This is a genomic window from Pseudomonas sp. HMSC08G10 (genome assembly GCF_001808425.1).
Classification (GTDB): Bacteria; Pseudomonadota; Gammaproteobacteria; order Pseudomonadales; family Pseudomonadaceae; genus Aquipseudomonas; species Aquipseudomonas guariconensis.
The window spans coordinates 38,020-50,690 of the sequence record NZ_KV793304.1 but is presented as its reverse complement, the minus strand read 5'-3'; the positions used below and the strand labels follow the sequence as shown (position 1 = coordinate 50,690).

At 59.7% G+C, this 12,671-nt stretch carries 23 protein-coding genes and 1 pseudogene; 4 read left to right on the top strand and 20 right to left on the bottom strand.

Annotated features, from left to right (window positions below; translation table 11 throughout):
* The 3 genes and pseudogenes from HMPREF3173_RS24955 to HMPREF3173_RS10365 form a co-directional block, all read right to left on the bottom strand.
* A pseudogene (locus HMPREF3173_RS24955) lies at window positions 1-290 on the bottom strand (hypothetical protein); the annotation flags it as partial.
* Window positions 291-298: 8 nt separating this feature from the next.
* Window positions 299-1,786 carry a terminase large subunit gene (locus tag HMPREF3173_RS10370; protein WP_070572912.1) on the bottom strand — a complete coding sequence of 496 codons (1,488 nt, stop codon included), beginning with the start codon at window positions 1,784-1,786 and terminating at the stop codon, window positions 299-301.
* Between the two features lie 2 nt (window positions 1,787-1,788).
* Window positions 1,789-2,388, bottom strand: a complete 600-nt coding sequence (locus tag HMPREF3173_RS10365) for a hypothetical protein (RefSeq protein WP_070572910.1) — start codon at window positions 2,386-2,388, stop codon at window positions 1,789-1,791.
* 75 nt (window positions 2,389-2,463) lie between these two features.
* On the opposite strand from HMPREF3173_RS10365, the gene HMPREF3173_RS10360 reads away from it, so the two are divergent.
* Window positions 2,464-2,658 carry a hypothetical protein gene (locus tag HMPREF3173_RS10360; protein ID WP_070572908.1) on the top strand — a complete coding sequence of 65 codons (195 nt, stop codon included), beginning with the start codon at window positions 2,464-2,466 and terminating at the stop codon, window positions 2,656-2,658.
* A 31-nt stretch (window positions 2,659-2,689) separates the two neighbouring features.
* On the opposite strand, the gene HMPREF3173_RS10355 is transcribed toward HMPREF3173_RS10360, so the two are convergent.
* The gene (locus HMPREF3173_RS10355) at window positions 2,690-2,938 is read right to left on the bottom strand and encodes a hypothetical protein (RefSeq protein ID WP_070572906.1); all 249 of its coding nucleotides are present in this window, start codon (window positions 2,936-2,938) and stop codon (window positions 2,690-2,692) included.
* Complete coding sequence (locus tag HMPREF3173_RS10350; protein WP_070572904.1) at window positions 2,935-3,150, bottom strand: hypothetical protein; 216 nt, start codon at window positions 3,148-3,150, stop codon at window positions 2,935-2,937. Before HMPREF3173_RS10350 ends, HMPREF3173_RS10355 begins: the two co-directional genes overlap by 4 nt.
* Window positions 3,151-3,209: 59 nt before the next feature.
* Here HMPREF3173_RS10350 and HMPREF3173_RS10345 point away from each other — a divergent pair, with 59 nt between their 5' ends.
* Entirely contained in the window at window positions 3,210-3,446 is a 237-nt protein-coding gene (locus HMPREF3173_RS10345) for a hypothetical protein (RefSeq protein WP_070572902.1), read from the top strand.
* 40 nt (window positions 3,447-3,486) lie between these two features.
* Here HMPREF3173_RS10345 and HMPREF3173_RS10340 read toward each other — a convergent pair whose 3' ends face one another.
* From HMPREF3173_RS10340 to HMPREF3173_RS10270, 15 genes are all read right to left on the bottom strand, one after another.
* Window positions 3,487-3,822, bottom strand: coding sequence for a phage holin, lambda family (locus tag HMPREF3173_RS10340; RefSeq protein WP_070572899.1), 336 nt, complete (start codon window positions 3,820-3,822; stop codon window positions 3,487-3,489).
* A 1,122-nt stretch (window positions 3,823-4,944) separates the two neighbouring features.
* Entirely contained in the window at window positions 4,945-5,616 is a 672-nt protein-coding gene (locus tag HMPREF3173_RS10330) for a hypothetical protein (RefSeq protein ID WP_070572895.1), read from the bottom strand.
* The gene (locus tag HMPREF3173_RS24570; RefSeq protein WP_168166376.1) at window positions 5,613-5,759 is read right to left on the bottom strand and encodes a hypothetical protein; all 147 of its coding nucleotides are present in this window, start codon (window positions 5,757-5,759) and stop codon (window positions 5,613-5,615) included. The genes HMPREF3173_RS10330 and HMPREF3173_RS24570 overlap by 4 nt, the downstream gene beginning before the upstream one ends.
* Window positions 5,756-6,115 carry a RusA family crossover junction endodeoxyribonuclease gene (locus HMPREF3173_RS10325; protein WP_070572893.1) on the bottom strand — a complete coding sequence of 120 codons (360 nt, stop codon included), beginning with the start codon at window positions 6,113-6,115 and terminating at the stop codon, window positions 5,756-5,758. Before HMPREF3173_RS10325 ends, HMPREF3173_RS24570 begins: the two co-directional genes overlap by 4 nt.
* Window positions 6,112-6,414, bottom strand: a complete 303-nt coding sequence (locus HMPREF3173_RS10320) for a nuclease domain-containing protein (protein WP_070572891.1) — start codon at window positions 6,412-6,414, stop codon at window positions 6,112-6,114. The genes HMPREF3173_RS10325 and HMPREF3173_RS10320 overlap by 4 nt, the downstream gene beginning before the upstream one ends.
* A complete protein-coding gene (locus HMPREF3173_RS24565; RefSeq protein WP_168166375.1) occupies window positions 6,411-6,572 on the bottom strand; it encodes a hypothetical protein in 162 nt (53 codons plus the stop codon). Before HMPREF3173_RS24565 ends, HMPREF3173_RS10320 begins: the two co-directional genes overlap by 4 nt.
* A complete protein-coding gene (locus HMPREF3173_RS10315) occupies window positions 6,569-7,039 on the bottom strand; it encodes a hypothetical protein (RefSeq protein WP_070572888.1) in 471 nt (156 codons plus the stop codon). The genes HMPREF3173_RS24565 and HMPREF3173_RS10315 overlap by 4 nt, the downstream gene beginning before the upstream one ends.
* Complete coding sequence (locus HMPREF3173_RS10310) at window positions 7,032-7,253, bottom strand: hypothetical protein (protein WP_070572886.1); 222 nt, start codon at window positions 7,251-7,253, stop codon at window positions 7,032-7,034. Before HMPREF3173_RS10310 ends, HMPREF3173_RS10315 begins: the two co-directional genes overlap by 8 nt.
* A gap of 154 nt (window positions 7,254-7,407) precedes the next feature.
* Window positions 7,408-8,169 (bottom strand): replication protein P, encoded by a 762-nt coding sequence (locus tag HMPREF3173_RS10305; protein ID WP_070572884.1) that lies wholly within the window; start codon window positions 8,167-8,169, stop codon window positions 7,408-7,410.
* A complete protein-coding gene (locus tag HMPREF3173_RS10300; protein WP_070572882.1) occupies window positions 8,166-8,939 on the bottom strand; it encodes a hypothetical protein in 774 nt (257 codons plus the stop codon). The genes HMPREF3173_RS10305 and HMPREF3173_RS10300 overlap by 4 nt, the downstream gene beginning before the upstream one ends.
* Entirely contained in the window at window positions 8,936-9,172 is a 237-nt protein-coding gene (locus HMPREF3173_RS10295) for a hypothetical protein (protein WP_070572880.1), read from the bottom strand. The genes HMPREF3173_RS10300 and HMPREF3173_RS10295 overlap by 4 nt, the downstream gene beginning before the upstream one ends.
* The gene (locus HMPREF3173_RS10290; RefSeq protein WP_070572878.1) at window positions 9,169-9,561 is read right to left on the bottom strand and encodes a hypothetical protein; all 393 of its coding nucleotides are present in this window, start codon (window positions 9,559-9,561) and stop codon (window positions 9,169-9,171) included. The genes HMPREF3173_RS10295 and HMPREF3173_RS10290 overlap by 4 nt, the downstream gene beginning before the upstream one ends.
* Entirely contained in the window at window positions 9,558-10,415 is an 858-nt protein-coding gene (locus HMPREF3173_RS10285; RefSeq protein WP_070572876.1) for a BRO-N domain-containing protein, read from the bottom strand. Before HMPREF3173_RS10285 ends, HMPREF3173_RS10290 begins: the two co-directional genes overlap by 4 nt.
* A 334-nt stretch (window positions 10,416-10,749) precedes the next feature.
* Window positions 10,750-10,941 carry a hypothetical protein gene (locus tag HMPREF3173_RS10275; protein WP_064314396.1) on the bottom strand — a complete coding sequence of 64 codons (192 nt, stop codon included), beginning with the start codon at window positions 10,939-10,941 and terminating at the stop codon, window positions 10,750-10,752.
* 27 nt (window positions 10,942-10,968) lie between these two features.
* Entirely contained in the window at window positions 10,969-11,193 is a 225-nt protein-coding gene (locus tag HMPREF3173_RS10270; RefSeq protein WP_070572872.1) for a helix-turn-helix domain-containing protein, read from the bottom strand.
* 99 nt (window positions 11,194-11,292) lie between these two features.
* Here HMPREF3173_RS10270 and HMPREF3173_RS10265 point away from each other — a divergent pair, with 99 nt between their 5' ends.
* Both HMPREF3173_RS10265 and HMPREF3173_RS10260 read left to right on the top strand, forming a co-directional pair.
* Window positions 11,293-11,976, top strand: a complete 684-nt coding sequence (locus tag HMPREF3173_RS10265; protein ID WP_083299989.1) for a LexA family protein — start codon at window positions 11,293-11,295, stop codon at window positions 11,974-11,976.
* A 54-nt stretch (window positions 11,977-12,030) separates the two neighbouring features.
* A complete protein-coding gene (locus HMPREF3173_RS10260) occupies window positions 12,031-12,537 on the top strand; it encodes a hypothetical protein (RefSeq protein WP_070572870.1) in 507 nt (168 codons plus the stop codon).
* Window positions 12,538-12,671 lie beyond the last annotated feature (134 nt).

Sequence of the window (12,671 nt, the reverse complement as noted above, 5' to 3'; positions counted from 1 at the left end):
GCGTTCTCCTTCAGGTACTCCACGCCGGCGGGCAACTGCAGCTCGGCTGTCTTTCGGAATACAGCGCCCAGCAGTCCGGTACGGGTGCGCCCGGTGACGTTCAGGAACATCGCCCGCTTCTTGTACTGCTTGTACCGAGCCAGGTTCTCCGGTGATTTGTTCTCCGGGTCCGGCATCGGCAGGTACTCGTCGTGCTTGCGCACCTCGCGGGCACCGGCCACGCAACGCTTGACCAGCTGCCAGCCGGGCAAGGCCTCCGAGTACTCTGCCCGGGGAATGAAGTTCGGCATGGGTGGCCTCAGAAAGTGAACGTGATAGGTACGTGCTTGACCACGGAGCGCTTGGTCTTGGCCACGGCGAAGTAACGGAAGGCGTCGGACGGGTGGGATGACCAGTCGTGCAAGGGCTTGTCTTTCCAGCAGCCGCGCTTGTCGTCCCACTCCTTGCGGTAGCTCTCCAGGGCAGTGATACCCTCCTCGCACTTGGCCTCGTCGAATGCGCAGTTAGGGAGGATTTCCCGGGCCTGCTCGATGCCTTCGTCTACGCCGAGCTTCGGCACCACCTGGAAGGTCAGCGAATAGCGCTGTCCATCGATCTCGTAGCCCTCTCGTGCGAGTTCGCGCCGAGTCTTGCCGTCGCTACCAAATTCACGGTTGTCGATGTCGTGGGGGCCCCAGTGCTCGCCATACTCATATCCTCGATCCTTCAGCACGTTCATGTAGTGCCGCAGGCCTTCACCACTGTTCTGGTAGAAGTCAATGACGTGGAATTCTTCGCCGACGATCCGGACAAACCAGATGGCGGTCGAGTCGCCCACGCCGATGTCCCAGAACGTGTGCACCGGCAGGTGGCTGTTGTCCGGCAGCTTGCCGATGCGCTGGGCGGCGTAGAGCTTGGTGAACTGCTTGGCGTAGTAGGCGCCCTCGATCGTCTGCTGGAATGCCTCGGCAGGGATCGACGGGTACTCCCGCTTCATGTCGTCGCCAAGGGTCTTTTCCTTGGCGGCGTACCAGGCTCGCTGGCCAGGGTTGGTGCCGATTCCGTGCTTGGCGGTCAGGTCGTCGAAGTACTTGGTCAGCCGGTCAGGGATGACGACATCAGTAGGGTCCAACCAGTACAGCGGATTGCGCCACCAGCTGAAGAAGAAGAACTTCCAGTCCAACAGGCCCAGGGGCACGCCGGCCAGCTGCTGCTTCTCTGCGCTCTGCGAGTAATCGAAGAAGTAGCCCGACCGCCCCTCCGCCGTCGACTCGATCGTAACGAAGCACTCTGCGGCGACAGCCTCAAAGGCGCCGGTGACGATCTCTCGGGCTTTGTGGGGAAACTTGGCACAGATCTTCCCGAACTCGGATACGTGCAGATACCGTAGAGTCCCGCCCCGGAAGGACGTGGACACGTAGAGCGATCCGCCTTTGCTGAACACAAGCTCGCCAGCAGCATCGTTGCGAGCAGGGTTGGCAGCGCGTATCTCCTTGGGAAGGTAGTCATACGCATACTTGATCTTCTCGCGGAACAGCCGTTTGGCGTCGTTCAGGGTGTGGGCGATCAGGGCGCACTTGGCAGCCTCGAACAGCGCGGCATCCAGCTGGACGATGCAGACCAGCGTGGTGAAGCCCAACTGCCGCGCCTTCAGGATGATGTTGCGGGTGTGCATCCCCTGGAAGTAGTCGACCTGCTCCTGCGTCATGCGGAAGCGGACCTTCTTGCCCTGCTTGTCCGTGATGAAGTAGAGATTGTTGAGGCGCCAGAACCGGTCCCTGAGCAGTTTCATGTGCTCGGGCTTCATGGTCAGGCATCCTTCGATAGTTCATCCATCAGCTGCGACAGCTCGTCGGCGTCTTTCGACTGCTCCTTGTCGTCCAGGCCGAATGCAGTGCGCTCAAGCACCTGCAGGTTCTTCATGGCCGAGGACAGCTGGAAAAGGGTCTTGGCGTTGCTGGGCAGCGCCACGGCGGCGAGCATCGAGCTTCTGCGGAAACCGCTCTCGTCGTCGGCCGTCTCGCGCTCAATCTCGTCCTCAATGTCCTCGCGGCGCTTGATGGTGGTAAGAAGGTCATCCATCAGCAAGTTCGCAAGGTTCGAGGCTTTGCGAATATCCCGGCGGTGGCTGCGAACAACCGTCGCCCCCTCTTCTGCCGCCTCTTCGATGATCTCGGCGTCCCGCTCAGGGTTCGCGCATTGGTCTTCGCGAACCTCGCCGCGAACCAGCTTGTTGCGAACCTCTTTACGGACCTGCTCGGAAAGGTCCCGCTCCCAGCCCAAGGCCTTGGCCTTCTTCCTGATCGCAGTGTCGCTCACCCCGTTGCGGTCAGCGATGGTGCGGATGGAAAGCGCGCCGGCCCGGAAGGCTCGTTCGATCGCCTCCCAGTCAGGCAGCTTTGATGTCATTGGGATTCCTGCGTCTTGAAATGATGGCTGGTTGCCGGTATTGGTAGAGATCCAAACTTCAGCAAGGAACGCAGCATGGCTATATCAGAAGATGCAAAGGTCGCTATCCAGACTTTGAAAGGCAATCCCGCCTTATCCAGGTCCAATGCCGTTGCAGCAGCTATTGCGCTGATCGCGCTTCAGATCGAAGCAGGCAAGGTTGATGACTTGGGGAAGGCACTTGATGAGCTTTCCAGCCTGGCCACCAAGATTCAGAGCGCAGCAACGTAATCGATCAGTGCCGCAATCACCTGCGGCACACTTACCCTTCCCCGCAATCCAGCAACACATCAATCAGTTTCTGCTCCGCAAGCCTGAACATGGCTAGGGACTGCAAGTCGTCGGCAACCGGGCCGAAGGCAAACAGCTCAACCTGCCCAGCAGGGTCGCGCATGGCCATGACGCCGATGCTGCAAACCGGTAGCTCGCCGCTATCCAGTTGATCTGCGATCTTGCGCAGGGTCTTGGAAGCGTCACGCCAGTTCTCGCGCTGGAACTCCACGACCTTCATACGGACACCATCTTGTGCGTCTCGGCGTGGGCATGGCCGTGCAGCAGGCCGACGATCAATCCTTGCGGAAGCCCGGCAGCCTTTGCAGCGTCAATCGCAGCCGTCAGTGCGGCGTCTAAGCCGGAGACAGCAACCTTGATGTCGTCACTGACCGGTAGTTCGTGGCGGATCCGAGTGACACGGCCCGTCATCGAAATATCTCGATGAGTCATGTTGATGGTTTTCCTCTGCAGGACTAATACTTAGTTGTCTGCCTGGGGAGGCTCGAAACATGCAACCAAGATTCGTTATCGTTCCTGCTGTGCCTATCGAAGGTGAGTCCTTCCAAATCGGCAACCGGTTCTACGCTGCCACCATTTCGGGTGGCTTCGACATTTACGACAACCAGGAAAAAGAACGCCTAAAACGCGGTTTTATCAACCGGTCGAAGGCTGCGGCTACGTGCGAGAAAATGAATGCCGAGTCACGCGATCCAGAGCAGCTGTTCCCTTTCCCTCGCACAGACTGATACGCCACGAAATGGCGCACCTTGAATTTGTGGCGCGGAGTCACTGACCCTCAGTACGACGCGGCAGCTTGAAATCAGCAAAGCGATCGGCCAACCCTGCGATCTTTTTTACGCCCAGGAAGCCAATGCCGCCGCCCAATCCCGCGGCCAGGTTCTGAGGCAGGCCGAAATACTCAAGCAGCGGAAACGCTCCGGCGGTCAGCAGCATGCAGAGCGATGCCTCAAGGATCGCCTGGCGACGGGTTCCACCGCCGTAGATGATCCTGAGCAGGGCCGTCACGAACGAGAGAATGCCGGCATAAATCAAGGGCGAATGCTGGCTCAACCACGCCAGAGCTATCGCCCAGGTGTCTGGTTTGTCTGGCATGTTGGACATACTCGATATCCCCTCTACGGGGCTGCAAGGAAGAAAAAGGCCCGATTGAGGCCCCTATTCAGGAACCGGGCGAACGTGCGGAGCAGCACATAACGAAAAGCCCCGGAAGTTCCGAGGCTTAGAATGGTAGGCGTACATCCGTTGATCTGGTGGGAAGCCAATTCACCTGAACAAAAAACCGCCCGAAGGCGGCTAGCTAGTGATTTATTAGCGCTTCCCCAATTCATTGGGCGCTTCAATCAGCTCAAATGTTCTACTTCACGACTTTCGCGGATCATTTTTGACATCTTTCTCAGCAACCTTGTCGTGCCGACTATAGAGCTCTGCCTTTGAAGCCCGCTCGGTGTTGGCACCCTTACTTCCCTCCGCCCTTGGGCCTTGGGGAGATGTATTTTCGCCAGAGCTTCTTTCACCCTGGTTCGATGTTTTATCTGTCATATAAACCTCTGATGAGCCCGGTTATCCGAGCTCAAATAAATGAATTACTCAGCGAGCGATCCATCATGGTGTACGCATCTGCCTCCGGTCACTCTCCGGACCTTTATCAAGGCCTGGCTCGTCACCATCTGGGGTGTAGCCCAGTGGATCATCGGCTTCGAGGAGCGTATGTGGCGAAAGAACCGTACTTGGTGGGGCGCCTTTACCAGCGGCGCCCAGGATAAGTCCAACCAGTATGCTGACTACTGAACTTTTCCGCATTTGAAGCTTTTGGACGCTCAGGAAACTCAGGTTCTTGTTCAGGCGTAGCGTCGGGATCGATATAATCGTCCCTATCCTCTGGGCTAGATTTGTCAAACCCCTCACGCTTTTCTGTATCTGACCCAACTTCCGATTCAAGTCCCGGAGATCCATCTGGCTTGGTAATGTCACTAGACATAAGTACCTCTCAATAACTCAGAAAATCTGAGCTAGAGTGAGTATGCGCCCTAAGTCTGGCCTAGCGTAAAATACCGGACCACCGGGACAATTAATATGACCGACGCCGTGCTGGGCCTCTTGAGGCCCTCATGGGGCAATTAAAAAACCCGGCGCGGTGGCCGGGTTTGTGTGTCACTCCTCAACTAGCGCAGGAATGACAGGATGGGTGAATATTCGGCGAAGCGGCATGTCATGTCAAGCGGTCTATGCGGCGTCCTGGTCATCGAATAAAACCCCCTCGCTGCTCAGGATCTCGCCAGCCTCCACCAGCGCTTCATCCACCATCTTGTCCAACCCCTTGAAGATTTTGCGGCGCCAGTCTCGCCGGGTACGCTCTGGGTTCCCATCAAGATCCCAGGTGTTCATGTCGTAGTTGTGCGCGGGCAGAATGATCACCCCTTCGCACGGCGCTTCCTGCCGCTGCTTCAGCTTTGCGTTGATGGCCTGCTGAGCTTTTGCGACGGCGGCCTTTCGCCAAGCGGGGGCATCGTCGTCAACATCGAGGGTCACCTTTTCAGCAGTCGGTCGCTCAGCACCCCCGAGCTGCGGGTAGGCCCAGGCGGTCACGGCCTTGGTGAGGAACAGCCTGGGTGCCGGCGAGGTAACGTGAGCAACGATCCGGCCTATGGCCCCAACCTTGGAGGCCATGTGAGTCGAGTAGCGGGCATTCAGGGCCAGCCAATGCTTTTGGTCAAGGCAGGAATGCAGCCTCCCAAATACCCAGCAGTCGGTGAGGAATGCCGCATCCTTGCCGACGATCTCACCCTTGAGCTTGCTGGCCTGCACCTTGGGGGTGTAGTCACAGCCGCCTGCGCTGTTGATCGTCTCAGACGCCAGCGCTCGAATTACTGCGGAAATCACGTCTCGATAGATCATTGCTTACCCCCTGCCCGCTTGGCCTTGCTCAAAATGAATTCTTCGTAACTGCGCTTGCGGCGAACTGCCCCAGCCCACGACAGCGACACACCACCCACCACCATGAGGGTGGCCAAAATCAGGAATCCCCATGCTGGTGTCATGCTGCTTGCTCCTGTGCCTGGATACGGACGCGCACAGCGCCGCCCTTGATCGTTTCCTTGCTCACCCTGATCTGGGTGGCGAAAACGTTGTCGTCGATGCCTAGGGCGTCTGCCAGGCCGTCACGGCCAGCCTTGAACATCGCCAGCAGGTTGTCGTCGTCGCGCCGGCGGCGATCTGGCGGAACGAACTCGAGCATGAGCAGCGCGCCACCCTGCGGCGCCGTGATACCCGCCTGCTTCGCCAGCAGGTGGCAGGCCGCCCGGTAGGACTTGGCCGCCTTGCTCTTCCTGGTCCAGTGCACCCGGGCGTTCGGGCTGCATGCGGCCGGTGGCCACGGTAGTGTCAGTTCCGTCATGCGGCCCCCTTCACGGTCAGAATGCCGGCCCGAATCAGGGCCTCATGAGTCTCAGCGATTGCCCGAGGCATATCGGACCAGTCCACCTCGCCTTTCCCGCGACCGTCGAGCGCGTCGTGGCAGGCGCTGCAGGCGTAGACCGCCACGGTGTCGAAGCCCTTCATGCCCATGCCCTTCTGCCCGCACGGGAGGTGGGCCAGCACGGTGGTCTCCGGGTTGAAGTTGCAGATGCCTGGAATGCGGACAGTGCAGTCCTGGCCGCGGGCGCTATCGCGAACCTTCTTGCTGACGACTCTCATAACTCGTCACCCCACTTGTAGAACACGCCCCCCATGGCCAGCGCAGTTCCGAAGATCATCCAGAAGGCTGGCGTGTTCATGAAAATACCCACCACCGCCAGCTGTGCTGCGAGTGCGCCCCCGAGCAATGCAGTCACCGCTCCATAACCAGGCTTCATGCCGCCTCCTCACTCAGCAGGTCACCAAAGAACACCCCCTGCGGCGCGAACTCGGCCACGATGCGGTCGGTGTATTCGCAGCCTTGGGCCCGGTCGAACAACCGGGTGACCGGGAAGCCATCTGGCCCGAACATGGCGCACGGCCCCATCAGGCGCAGCTTCACGTCGTAGTCCAGGTGGATGAACGACTCAGCCCAGCCGGTGCGGAACTCGGCGCAGCCGGCGCGCATGATCGGCACGCCGAAATGGAGCTTGCAGTACCGGCGAACATCCTCGATGTCGCCCATCTCGGTGCTCTTGGCGATCCGGTCGTACATGGCGAACCACAGAGCGTTCTGCTCCAGGGTCCGGTCCTTTCCCGGGCGCATGCTGACCACGACGAATTTCTTGTCGCGGAACATGCGGGTGAGCATGGTCACGGCCTCGGATAGCTTGGCCTGGCAGTTGACGCTGATGCGCTCAGACATGAGCCACCTCCTGCAGCTGCTTCTCCGCTGCGCGCACTCGGGCGGTCAGCTGGCTGATCTCGTCCAGCAGACCGAGAGCGACCTCTTCCACCGTCGTCTCACCGAGAAACTCGTCCAGGGCATCCGTATGGCGCCCGAGGGCATCGCTGCCAGCGCGCCAGGAGGCGACTACCGACCACAGCAGGGGCTGGAGTTTCTGCTTGTCGATGGTCATGGCTGGCCTCCTTGCAGGCGAACGGCGCCCTCTTGCTCAACGAATTGCCGATTTATAAAATCTCGCTCACCGGCCTCAAGCCCGCGGAAACCTTGCGGAAATGTGTCATCGCGGGTGAGAGGCCGATCATTTTTCCTGCTCAAGACTTCACTCTTCACACCCCCTCCCCGGCCGGCTGCCCGGCGCGCTTGATGTTCAACTTGGCCAGCAGCTGTGCACGGCACGCGGCGGCGCTGGTTGGGATCTGCTGGATCTCCAGCAGGCGGACCTGCCTCTGGGCGGCGTACTCATCGGCCAGCTGCGCGGCGCTCTTCTGGCTGTCGTGGCCGATGCCGGTCGCGATGTCGCCCAGAGGCTCGCCGGCGACCAGCATGCGAATGGTGATGTCGTAGGCCCGGGCGAACACCTTCTCTGCCCGCTCCACCTCCATCGACCCCAGGTTCTGCGCCTCGCATTGCAGGGCCGCGTGGCGCACCGCTGCGTGCGTCCATACGCGTGAACAGGCACGACTGGGGTGGAAGTTCTCCAGCGCCTCTGCCAGGGCTCTCGCAAGCGGCGGAATGCCCATCTCTTCCGGTGTCGGCTGGCAAAGCTTGATGAACTTGCCGCTGCTCGGGGCGAAGTCGGTACCCAGCACCCGGCACTTCTGGATGCCGAAGCGGATCTGCTCCAGGGTGTTGATGCCCGCGGCGACGAAGGACTTGATCCAGCTGCGCTTGGCAGCCTTCAGCGCATCATCGTCCGGCCAGGCCTGCTTCCAAGCCGGGAAGATTGCCTGCAGCTCCTTGAACAGGGCGTTGACCACTTCGGTGGTGCCTGGGTCCAGCTGCTTGGTCGGGGCCTGGACCTCGGCCGGCAGGTTGCGGGCCGTGGCCATGATCTGCGTCACGCTGCGCAGTTTCGGTTGTGCGGTCATAAGCCCCCCAGGTCATCAGCCCAGCTGGTGTCGTTGAAGTCGGGGCCGCTGGCCGGGCGGCGGGATGCGAACGGGGCGGCACCAGCCGGCCGGGGCAATTCGTCTTCCCAGCGCTTGCCGTTCAGCCAGGTAGACGCGTGCGGGATGAACTGGCCGCCGTCCTTGGTCCAGTCGGTCGAAACGGTCCAGGCAGCGAGTGCCTTGGCCATCAGGTCGAACAGGTCGGCGGTGACCTTGATCTTCCCCCAGGCCTTCTTGGCGTCAGCCTTGCTCACCTTGCGCGGGTAGAGCTTCCAGAACCGCTCGAAGTCGACCAGCTCAGGAGCGTCAGCGACGTCGGGTTTACTCCTTGATTCAGTAGAAGAATCCTTTATTGAGTAGTTGTCGGTTTCCCCACCATTCGGAGAACCCACACTTCGGTTAACCGAATATTCGGAAACCTGTAGGTTCGGTTCGTAATGCACGATCACGCGGCGGCCGAGCACCTTGCCGGTACCCTCCTCGCGCACAACCTCATGGCTCACCAGGCCGATTTCCTTGAGGTAGGCCATGGCCTTCGAGTAGCGGTCACGGCCAATCGAGAACCGGTCTTGCAGGTACGAGCCGATCACCTTCCAGTCGCTGGAACGGGTTTGCAGGTAGATCCAGATGGCCAGGGCGTCGGGGTTGGCGATCATGGCCACCACGTCATTACTGACCGAGCTGTACGGGGCCTGCTTGGCGTAAAACAGGGTCGGCGTGGCCTTCTCCACGTTCACTGGCTTGCTCATGGCGTCACCTGCGCTGGAGCAAGCTGCCAGAGCGTGTTGTTACTCTGGGATTTGTCGGACACGACCAGGCCCATCTTCTCCATGCGATCGAGCTCCTGCCGGATCTTTCGCGTGCCGATGGCGCCGTACTGGAGGTGGTGGCGGAACCACCATGTGCAGTACCAGCCACGAGAAGACAGCTTTGGATTGCTCATGTAGTTGATGATGTCGTCGCGCAGTTCCTGCCGGGTCATGGCTGCACCCCGCTCTGCAAGCCGGTTCCGTCGCAGAAACTGCAATTTTTTCCGCCTCCCTCATCAGGCGCAGCGCCACCAACCCGGCCTTCCCCTCTGCACTGATCGCAAGCGCGCTCGTTGTAGCGCTCGTAGCCATCGCCGTACTCGTAGCAGTAGGTAGCCGGCCACGCCCCGCGAGTACCTTGCGGAACGAAGTGATAGAAGCTGGCGTAGCTGCCACGGCCGGGCACGGTCTTGACCCATACGTGCTCAGGTCCGCCAAGGCACCAACGCGGGCGCTCCTTCACAGCCTCGGCCATGAAGAGCTCCAGGTCGTGATGGCCACGGCTCATGACGATGTAGGTGTCCTCACCTACCGATTCGATATCCAGTGGGTAGGTCTTCATGCTGCACCCCGCACGGCCTTGTCGTGGGTGTGCAGGCCGTCCCAGTTCTTCTTCATGGGCAGCTCGCCGGCCAGGTACAGCTCGTACAGGCGCACGGCGCCCTTGCGCAGCAGCACAGGGGTGTAGCTGATGAAGGGCTCACGGCCGTGCGGAGTGATCTCCTGCTGATGCTCGGTCATGTACTTGTCGCGTGCGTAGGCGGCCACGCGGTACCGGGTACCGGACTTGCTCTCGTTGTATAGCCAGTTGCGGCCTTCAAGGAAGTGGCCTACCTGCATCACGTTGACCCCATTGAGGCCCTTGCAGAACTGGACGTGGCTCATGCCTTCCTTGAACAGGTTCTCCAGGTGGTCGATCTTCTTGGCCTGGGCCTCGACTTGGACAGTGAGCAGGACGCGGGCTTTCTCCGACTCCAGGGCCATCTGGAGGATTTCCAGCTTGCTGAGGTCGGCGGGCTGGGCCGGTGCGCTATATCCACCGGTTTTGCGAATGCTGGGCAGAACCTCGCCCACCACCCATTCCTCGAAGCGTTCGGCTTGAGGCATCTTGGAGCGCATGACCAGCCGGTAGACGTCACGTTCAGGGATGATGTTTGCCGAAGGCCCAAGGGTGAACGAATCGTTCACCCCTACTGGACGCGGGCTTTTGCAGTGGTCGCGCACTGCTTTCTGAGGGTTGGTGTAGCCAAGTCGCGCGGCAACGTCGCTGGCAGAGAACCAAGGCTCACCATCAACGAGCACGACGCGGACGTCGAATCCCTCGAAGTTGAACAGATTTACTGTCCGCGCCACGAAACCGTGGTTCGCATTTTGTGGCGCGAGGGCCACGGTATTGCTTTGGATGGTCTGATGCATATATGATGACCTCACACAAGCGTTACGAATGCAGTTGAATCAGCCGACCTAGCCCGTCGGCTTTTTCGTTTCTGCGGTTTGGGTTTTGCTGCGTTCAACGGCAGTTCCTCATGAGTCCCTCAGGGGCTTATAAGCCCTTGCGAAACGACCGAACGTTGCTTCGGCCAGGCTCTGTTCTCGTCATCCGGTCGAGAGCCTCATTGATGATTTGTGCCGCCAGTTGCTCAGGGGTTACGCCCCTCTGCCTAGCGAGATACGCCAGATCCGAGTTGCCTCTCCCATCGAGCTGGATCTCCAGCTCTTTGCTTTCTGGCACAGGGCCTCCTCGGCCACTTCAGGCCACGTCAGTGTTCGCGTTAAGCTCTTGCATCATCTGGTCGAGACCGCGCTCCAGAATCTCCCTGGCGAGCACAGCCTTTTGGGTGCGCTTGAATCGAGCCATGGCCGAGAGCAGGTCGTCGGCAGCCTCATCCAAGCGAACCTTGGTGGGCTTGTTGTGCAGGTGGTCGGGGTCGAAGTACGACACGGTTGGTTCCTTTGTGGTTGAAAGTGGTTAAGCAGCGGTTTTCTTGGCGCTAGCGCTGGGCTGGGAAGCATCGTCCTGGGCTTCTTCCTCCAGGGCCTTGAAGACGTCCGGGCGGGCTACGCGCAGGAACATCATTCGGGCACGAGGAATGCCGTGCTTTTTCCAATCGCTCACCGATGGCGGGCGTACCTCGCACAGCTCGGCTACGCGAAATGTCCCGCCCAGAGCTTCGATAATTGCGCTGGGGTTCATGCCTGGTATCTCCGGCTGGAATCTTAGGTAGAGATATTAGGCATACCTTTTATTCAGGTCAATAGGAATACCTTAGATGGCAGCTGTTAGGCTCCCCTAATGAGCACACTTCAAGAACGACTTCGGCAGATCATGGCCGGGCCTCCGAAAATCTCGCAGGCCGCTTTGGCGCGGGCGTGCGGCATTAAGCCGCCATCCGTAAACGACTGGATTTCAGGAAAGACCAAGACGATCGAGGGTCAGAACCTACTGCTTGCTGCTGAATTCCTTGGGGTTGCGCCCAAGTGGCTGGCCACGGGTCGCGGACCAGTGCGAAAGTCTGCTGGGCTGGCCGAAGGGTCCAATGTGGAAGCAGCCCTGCAGCCGACCAGGTCCTTTTCCTATCCGGAGATCAGTTGGGTCCAGGCTGGCACCGCAAGGGAGGCGGTTGAGATGGGTAACATCGCGCTATGCCCTCAGCACACCTCGGATGTATGGGCTGGAGAGGATGCCTTCTGGCTCAGGGTGATGGGTGATTCGATGACCGTTGCGTCCGGCAGCCCCTCATTCCCTGAGGGCTTCCTGATTCTCATAGCTCCCGACATCGAGCCGAGGCCTGGGCAGTTCGTGGTCGCCAGGATGATCAGCACCAACGAAGCCACCTTCAAGCAGCTGGTGCGCGACGCGGGCGAGCTCTATCTCAAGCCGCTCAACAGCTCCTATCCGACCAGGGCGGTCGACGACACCTGGGAGATCGTAGGGACAGTCGTCGACGGGAAAATGCCGAAGTCGATCTTCCTTTAGGTCGATCAAGCTCCACCTAGTGATAGCATGACGCCTTTCCTCAAGGAGAGAGTCATGCGAAACACCCTGGCAGCATTTATCATTACTGCAACCTTTCTGACTGGCTGTGCTCCGGTTCAGCCTGGCTCCGGCGGATATGCCGCAGCGCCAGCCAAGAAAGAGCCTCACGTTTTCAAGCCGCGCCCCTACACCTATGACAAGGAATCGCCAGAGGCGGCCAACTTTGCCAGCCAGCTCGATATGCCGGCATTCCAGTGCGATCTGGAGGCAATGCTGGCGCGTGATGCTGTTCGATATGGCCTGCGCGACCTGCAAGCCGAGTACAGCAACTCATTCATGGAGTGCGTGAAATTCGCCCACGCCCAGGGCAATGAGGCTGTAACTCGACTGAAAGCGTCCAAGGTGCCAGCCAAGCAGCTGGAGCTGAGCAAGGATCTTTACGCCAAGTGGTCCGCCTATCTTTCCTCGATGAGCCCATACCGCGCTCCTGACCATCGCGCAAAGTCTGAGTACCAAGCAGCCAAGCAGGCGCTGGCCACTGAGGTTAAGTTCTCGAAGTAAAAAATCAGCCGCTTGAGGCCCGCCGAGTGCGGGCTTTTTTGTGTCTGCGTGAAAAAAGTTAGGAATACCTATTGACGAAAAAAGAAGGAATGCCTAATGTTCACTCCATCGAGGCGCTACACAGCCCCTCGGGA

Excerpts from the sequence above, each read along its gene's own strand:
- HMPREF3173_RS10370 (WP_070572912.1), bottom strand. The coding sequence starts at position 1,786 with ATGAAGCCCGAGCACATGAAACTGCTCAGGGACCGGTTCTGGCGCCTC.
- HMPREF3173_RS10365 (WP_070572910.1), bottom strand. The coding sequence starts at position 2,388 with ATGACATCAAAGCTGCCTGACTGGGAGGCGATCGAACGAGCCTTCCGG.
- HMPREF3173_RS10360 (WP_070572908.1), top strand. The coding sequence starts at position 2,464 with ATGGCTATATCAGAAGATGCAAAGGTCGCTATCCAGACTTTGAAAGGC.
- HMPREF3173_RS10355 (WP_070572906.1), bottom strand. The coding sequence starts at position 2,938 with ATGAAGGTCGTGGAGTTCCAGCGCGAGAACTGGCGTGACGCTTCCAAG.
- HMPREF3173_RS10350 (WP_070572904.1), bottom strand. The coding sequence starts at position 3,150 with ATGACTCATCGAGATATTTCGATGACGGGCCGTGTCACTCGGATCCGC.
- HMPREF3173_RS10345 (WP_070572902.1), top strand. The coding sequence starts at position 3,210 with ATGCAACCAAGATTCGTTATCGTTCCTGCTGTGCCTATCGAAGGTGAG.
- HMPREF3173_RS10340 (WP_070572899.1), bottom strand. The coding sequence starts at position 3,822 with ATGTCCAACATGCCAGACAAACCAGACACCTGGGCGATAGCTCTGGCG.
- HMPREF3173_RS10330 (WP_070572895.1), bottom strand. The coding sequence starts at position 5,616 with ATGATCTATCGAGACGTGATTTCCGCAGTAATTCGAGCGCTGGCGTCT.
- HMPREF3173_RS24570 (WP_168166376.1), bottom strand. The coding sequence starts at position 5,759 with ATGACACCAGCATGGGGATTCCTGATTTTGGCCACCCTCATGGTGGTG.
- HMPREF3173_RS10325 (WP_070572893.1), bottom strand. The coding sequence starts at position 6,115 with ATGACGGAACTGACACTACCGTGGCCACCGGCCGCATGCAGCCCGAAC.
- HMPREF3173_RS10320 (WP_070572891.1), bottom strand. The coding sequence starts at position 6,414 with ATGAGAGTCGTCAGCAAGAAGGTTCGCGATAGCGCCCGCGGCCAGGAC.
- HMPREF3173_RS24565 (WP_168166375.1), bottom strand. The coding sequence starts at position 6,572 with ATGAAGCCTGGTTATGGAGCGGTGACTGCATTGCTCGGGGGCGCACTC.
- HMPREF3173_RS10315 (WP_070572888.1), bottom strand. The coding sequence starts at position 7,039 with ATGTCTGAGCGCATCAGCGTCAACTGCCAGGCCAAGCTATCCGAGGCC.
- HMPREF3173_RS10310 (WP_070572886.1), bottom strand. The coding sequence starts at position 7,253 with ATGACCATCGACAAGCAGAAACTCCAGCCCCTGCTGTGGTCGGTAGTC.
- HMPREF3173_RS10305 (WP_070572884.1), bottom strand. The coding sequence starts at position 8,169 with ATGACCGCACAACCGAAACTGCGCAGCGTGACGCAGATCATGGCCACG.
- HMPREF3173_RS10300 (WP_070572882.1), bottom strand. The coding sequence starts at position 8,939 with ATGAGCAAGCCAGTGAACGTGGAGAAGGCCACGCCGACCCTGTTTTAC.
- HMPREF3173_RS10295 (WP_070572880.1), bottom strand. The coding sequence starts at position 9,172 with ATGACCCGGCAGGAACTGCGCGACGACATCATCAACTACATGAGCAAT.
- HMPREF3173_RS10290 (WP_070572878.1), bottom strand. The coding sequence starts at position 9,561 with ATGAAGACCTACCCACTGGATATCGAATCGGTAGGTGAGGACACCTAC.
- HMPREF3173_RS10285 (WP_070572876.1), bottom strand. The coding sequence starts at position 10,415 with ATGCATCAGACCATCCAAAGCAATACCGTGGCCCTCGCGCCACAAAAT.
- HMPREF3173_RS10270 (WP_070572872.1), bottom strand. The coding sequence starts at position 11,193 with ATGAACCCCAGCGCAATTATCGAAGCTCTGGGCGGGACATTTCGCGTA.
- HMPREF3173_RS10265 (WP_083299989.1), top strand. The coding sequence starts at position 11,293 with ATGAGCACACTTCAAGAACGACTTCGGCAGATCATGGCCGGGCCTCCG.
- HMPREF3173_RS10260 (WP_070572870.1), top strand. The coding sequence starts at position 12,031 with ATGCGAAACACCCTGGCAGCATTTATCATTACTGCAACCTTTCTGACT.